The sequence below is a fragment of the Mesorhizobium sp. M0060 genome (assembly GCF_040323155.1).
GTDB lineage: Bacteria > Pseudomonadota > Alphaproteobacteria > Rhizobiales > Rhizobiaceae > Mesorhizobium.
The window spans coordinates 1-5329 of sequence record NZ_JAMYUP010000122.1; the positions used below are offsets into that span (position 1 = coordinate 1).

General features: G+C 59.4%; 6 protein-coding genes and 1 pseudogene. 3 read left to right on the plus strand and 4 right to left on the minus strand.

Annotated features, from left to right (window positions below):
- Nucleotides 1-414: 414 nt before the first annotated feature.
- From NKJ94_RS36785 to NKJ94_RS36800, 4 genes are all read right to left on the minus strand, one after another.
- Nucleotides 415-606, minus strand: coding sequence for a DUF6494 family protein (locus NKJ94_RS36785; RefSeq protein WP_023679340.1), 192 nt, complete (start codon nucleotides 604-606; stop codon nucleotides 415-417).
- Nucleotides 607-1411: 805 nt separating this feature from the next.
- A complete protein-coding gene (locus NKJ94_RS36790) occupies nucleotides 1412-2554 on the minus strand; it encodes an MFS transporter (protein WP_352532622.1) in 1143 nt (380 codons plus the stop codon).
- A gap of 126 nt (nucleotides 2555-2680) precedes the next feature.
- On the minus strand, nucleotides 2681-2920 hold the full coding sequence (locus tag NKJ94_RS36795) for a hypothetical protein (RefSeq protein ID WP_352532614.1): 240 nt from the start codon (nucleotides 2918-2920) through the stop codon (nucleotides 2681-2683).
- A 435-nt stretch (nucleotides 2921-3355) separates the two neighbouring features.
- A complete protein-coding gene (locus tag NKJ94_RS36800; protein ID WP_352532616.1) occupies nucleotides 3356-3625 on the minus strand; it encodes a c-type cytochrome in 270 nt (89 codons plus the stop codon).
- Nucleotides 3626-3686: 61 nt separating this feature from the next.
- On the opposite strand from NKJ94_RS36800, the pseudogene NKJ94_RS36805 reads away from it, so the two are divergent.
- The 3 genes and pseudogenes from NKJ94_RS36805 to NKJ94_RS36815 all read left to right on the plus strand — a co-directional run.
- Nucleotides 3687-4184 (plus strand): annotated as a pseudogene (locus tag NKJ94_RS36805) (ParA family protein); the annotation flags it as partial.
- Between the two features lie 112 nt (nucleotides 4185-4296).
- Entirely contained in the window at nucleotides 4297-4617 is a 321-nt protein-coding gene (locus tag NKJ94_RS36810) for a hypothetical protein (RefSeq protein ID WP_352532618.1), read from the plus strand.
- Between the two features lie 30 nt (nucleotides 4618-4647).
- Nucleotides 4648-5013 (plus strand): hypothetical protein, encoded by a 366-nt coding sequence (locus NKJ94_RS36815; protein WP_352532620.1) that lies wholly within the window; start codon nucleotides 4648-4650, stop codon nucleotides 5011-5013.
- Nucleotides 5014-5329 lie beyond the last annotated feature (316 nt).

Genomic DNA, 5329 nt, shown 5'->3' on the forward strand with positions numbered 1-5329 from the left:
ATCTGCATGGCGGATGGCTCCTTTGCTCGGGTTGCCTGACAGCAAACCCACTGTGGCACTCAGATGCCGGGAGCGGGAGCCATCCACCTCATCTGCTTTCAGGACGCGGAGAAGCTGATCTCTACGGCCGAGATCGGGCGCTAAGCGGTCATTCGCGGCACGAGGAACGAAGGTCACCAACGGGTCATGGTTGAATTCGGCCGGGGCGAATGAGCGTCCGCTTGGGGTCATGGCCGTGAATTGACCCGGAGCGAGCGAGCTTCCGCTTAGGGTCGGTCTTTCGCGTTCCCTCAGAGTCGCAAGAGCGTGGGGTGAGCGGTACTACATCGACTCGGCCAGACGCCATTCCAACCGCTGATCCGTCTCGACCGCTTTCGGCCGCGTCGGACGTTTCGCTAGGTCGCTTCGCCGGGCTTATGGAAGTTCGATCTCGCCGTCCACCACGTGGTTGAGGCCGGTGCCTTCCGCCGTCAGCGTCATGCGGACCTTCAGCTTCTTGCCGCCGATTTGCCCTTCGCGCACCGTCTCCTCGATCTTGCGCTGGGAGGTGACGCCGACTTCCTTCAGGAACTTGCGGATCGACATGTTGACGGCGTCTTCGCTCATGGCGGAACTCCTCTGTGTCCGGAAGGGATTGTAAGGGAAGGCAAGGGATCAAGGAAGCAGGACGGTGACATACGGTTTTATTGAAATAGACCTCGAGCCGGGAGGAGACGTCGGGTCCTTAAACTTGATCGACCCAGGAGGAGTGGAACCGATCGACGTCTTGCGCAGAAGGAGCACTATGACGGCCATCTCGGCCTTGATCTGACCGATCAGGAAAAGAGTGATCTGATCGAGTACCTCAAATCGATCTGATCAGCACTCGGCGCTTCTTTGGGTTCGATTGGGAGGAAAGATCATTAAAGACATGTGGTGAGATAAATTGCGGGTCGGCACAATGTGAGCCGGGCCAAGCGCTGTCTCGCCGGAAATTTCTTAAGGTGTCGACGACCGGCGCGGCGATTTGCCGGTGCAGGTGGGCTTGCTTCCTGCATGACAGGTCAGCCTGCGGCGCGCGGCGCCGAAACAACCCCAAAGCCTGTGGCGCTTTATTAGGATGTTCCAAACAAAGGTCGCCGCTGCGCCGGGTGCACCCATTTCCTGAAGCCGAATGCATCCGAGATTGTCGCGGGTGAAATCAGCCCCGATGGTTGGTGCCGCTTTTACAAAGCACGGCCTGCCTGATCGGCAGAGCCCAGCGGAGACTTTCGTTGTCTGCTGCGCTGCGGGTGATGGTCTGCAGGCATCGCGTCGAGGATGTCGGGTCACATTAGGCATTCGACAAGTCCGGAGTCAGAGCCGAAGTGATCGACGACCTTTCCAACATTTGCCTTCGCGATTGACCCCTCCCGGTCAAGCAACCCAAATATCAGCGTTCCTCTGGCGGCTTGACGTTCTGGAACTGCATCAGCAGCAGCAGATCATAAATGATTTTGAGTGTGCCGCAGATCAGGAGGGGCCATGCCCGGAACGAGGCAGCGATCAGAGCGCCCGCCAGGGCGGGACTGGCTGCGGCAGCCAAACTGCGCGGGACCGATGTGAAGCTCGCGGCGGCTGCCCGCTCTGCCTCCGTGACGACGGCCATGACGTAAGACGAGCGCGTCGGGACGTCCATCTGCGAAAGCGCGGCACGGATCAGCAGCAGGGCGAGCGCCAGAGGGAGCGTCGGCGCAAGCGCCGCCAGCATCAGGGCGATGCTGGACGGAATGTGTGTGAACACCATCGTGTTGATGAGTCCGATATGCCGCGACAGCCAGGCGGCAACGGGGAATGAGAACGCCGAAAGCACGCCGGACCAGAAGAAGAAAAAGCCCGCTTCCGAAAGCGACAGGTCGAATTTTTCGAAAAGCCACAGGGCAAGCAGCGACTGGACGAGGAAGCCGCCGGCAAAGGCATCAAGGCTAAAAAGGGCCGCAAGCTTGAAAACGATATTCCGCGAGGGGCCAAGCGCGGACGTGCTGCCGGAGTCCGACGTTGGACGGCGCTGCGGGATCTGCGCGTAAAGGAGACCGCCGAGCAGGCCCAGCAACGCATAAAGCACGAACATCGCCTTGATGCCGGTGAGTTGATCGAGGCCGGCTGGAGCCAGAAGATCAGGTGTCGCCGAAGCGAGCGCGCCAACCGCGGCTGCGAGCGCACCCACAAGGCTGTAGCGCGCGAACATCTTGGTCCGCGCGGCGTCGGTGACTTCGCGTGTGAGCACGGCATGCTCTAAGGGCACGAATACGCTGACGCTGCCGGCCGACGGGTTGATGGTGCCTGCGAAGGCGATCACCAAAAGCAGCGCGTAGTCGTGGACCACAGCAAAGGCCACACCCGTGGCGACCATCAGACTGGCGGCGGCAAGCAGGAGTTGGCGGTGATCGTGTCGGGCACCAAGGAGTCCGACGGCGATGGTTAAGAGCGCTGAACCGAGCAGCGATCCGGTTGCTATGATGCCGACCTGCAGAGGCGCGAAGCCTAATGCGAGGAGATAGACCGGCAACAGAACGGCCACAAAGCCGTCGCCCATGTCGCGCAGGGCTCGGGCCGCAAAAAGAAAAGTCGCCGGGCGGATCTGCTGCACTGATCTAGCCTGCCCTCATCACCTGCGTTGGCGTCACCGGCTTTGGCAGCGTCGCTCGACAGGGCCGGAAGATCATGACGGAGTCGCGTTAGACATTCCAGCGAGGCGAATATCGGTTTCAATCCTCAGGTTGCCGCCCAACAATGCTGATTCATATCGTGTCAAGGCTTGCAACGACCGAAGACGCAACTGGCGCATATTGCGCTTGGCTGTCAAGGTCGGGAATAGGGTCAGAACCTGCCCGTGACCTTGCATACAGGGCGTGCGGACACCAAGCTCCACCCACTTCACCATGCCGAGCGTCATATACACCAACGCGTCGCCCCGGTTGTCCTCAGGTAGTCCTCGAGTTGGCCCGCGTGAATTCGCGGCGCGGGACGGCAGCAGCGGAGATGGCGGCGCGCTCTGTCTCGAAGATGTCCTGCGTCTGTCGCAACCTGAAAAGAAGGCTGCCATCGCGGAAGAAGTTCCGTCAGATCGTGGTCGCGGAAGCGGACGTTGCGTGGCAGTCATGACCAATTGAACCGGACAATCCAACCTACCCACGTCTTACCAAGTTAGGACCGGTGATCCCAGCAGCGTCCTCCGCGACAAATTCGAACCTGGCTATCAAGCGTCACCGCCCTGCGCGGCAGGGAAGATTCGTCGCCTGATGCGCGAACACGATCTACAGCCGAGGATCAGGCGGCCCTTTGTCGCCACGACCGGACAGCGATCACGACCGCCCTTCCGCAGTCCCTGTACGACTCACTTGCGAAACGCAGCCGGTGCACGGTCTTCACCTCCAGCCTGATGATGCCCTTCAGAGGCTTCGGTGATTTTCTCGTATTCCGATTGCGACATCTCTGGAAGACGTCGGGTAAAGGCCACCATCGCCCATAGCTCTTCCTGGTTGTGCGTTGAACCAAACGCAGGCATCCCGGTCATTTTTATGCCGTTTTGCATGATCCAATAGAGCTCAGCATCATCCAACAAGGCGTAATCGAGTCGACCGTCGGCATGTACGGCGATTTGCAAGGTATCGCTGGAAAGGTGATGCAAGAGATTGAGGGCTTAGAGGTCCTGGCCATTGATGCACCTCCGCACGATGCTTGCCGAACAAGACGGCGTCTACGACGTAATCCTGATGGACTCACCGGGCGTCGACAGCGTCATCCGCGATACGATCATCCGCAACTCCGACCTGGTGCTGACGCCAATTCAGCCGAACCAGGATGAAATCAAGGCGGCCGGCGAAGCCGCCAACATCACGGCGGATATTGGCGATAGGGAGGGGCGTACGATTCCGCACGTCAACGTGGTGACGCGCATCGCTCTGCCGGGCCGCGTTCTCGAGGCTTACAGGCTGATCCGTCCGTTCATCGCCAATCTTCGCGACAATGGCTATGAATCGACGCTGATGGAAACCGAGCTCACCGAAAGAAATTGCTACCGCGAAATCCGCAACGGCCTCGGCACCTTGCAGATGCTCGAGCTAACCGACCCGGTCATGAAGGGTCGCGCGGAGGTCGCAGCGCTTGTGGCCGAGCTCGACCGCCATCTCGCGGCAAACCGGGAAAAGGTAGGAAATGTCTAAACCAGGCAAACTGTCCGTCTCTGACTTTCCGATCGCACCGCGACGGCCGAAGCCAGCGACATCCAAAGCCACAGTGAAGCCAGCCTCTGTGTCGGCAGAGGCAGATGCGGGAATGGCCGCACAGGGACCAACAGCGGCGCCGGTTTCAGCAGCGGATGCGACAAGAGAACGGCCGCGGCGCGGTCTGCCGAACCCGGGCGGTGAAGAGCGCAAGAGCAAGTCAATCGAACGTGCTCTGGCTCAAGAGGAGGGACGCTATCGCCTGCGCAACCTCAAACGAGCGCACGCGCGGGAAGCCAAGCACTACGTCAATTGCCCGCTGGACTACGACACGAAGATGCGACTGCAAAAGGCTGCCTTCGACAACGATATCAAAATGACGGTGATCATAAAGGCAGCCATCGACCAGTTCCTCCGCGACAACGGCTATTGATCCGTGAGCGGTCGAAGCCTCCTGCTCGGGATGACGATCGGTATCCTTATTGGCATCTACGCCGCACCATTGATCGGTCGCCGAGGCTTCGACTTTGGTGAAGGCTCAAAAGCCGCTTCTCCATTGAACGGGCTTATGGAATCCGCTGTCGATGCGGCCATCCGGCCATCTGACGAAACCGCCAAAGGCGAGCTGTTTCGCTTATCCAATTGGGATATCTCAATGCACGGGACTGGATCGACGGTTGCCGTGAAGCGATGTATTAGTATTGGCAAAGATTCTATCGCGTGCGAACTCCTAGCGCATCTGGGGTGGGTCGATGGGGAAAAACTTGTCGAAGCTGTGTTCGAGGGAAAGCCGGGTACTTGGCGAATGGTTGCAGCCAGGGCGCGGTGATTTTCTCTCAGTGGGCAGTGCCTATCCCCGCGCCAGCTCAAGGGCGTTATGAATGCAGGCTTCCGTTGGAAAGAGCCATGCAAGGCGAGCCCGGCACGGCTCCGACGACAGCCGATTGCGAGTAGCGGAGACGCCGTCTTCACACCGCGATTCTGGTAAATCGCTGTGCAAGAGAATGCCGGGGCATGCTTCGGTCAATCCCGTTTTCAGATGTTGATTGAGGTCGTCGCCCTGTCCGCGACTGGAAAAAGCAAGAAGGGAGAGGACGTGGCTAAGGATATGGACGCCTATAAAAACAAAATGGAACTGGTTGAGA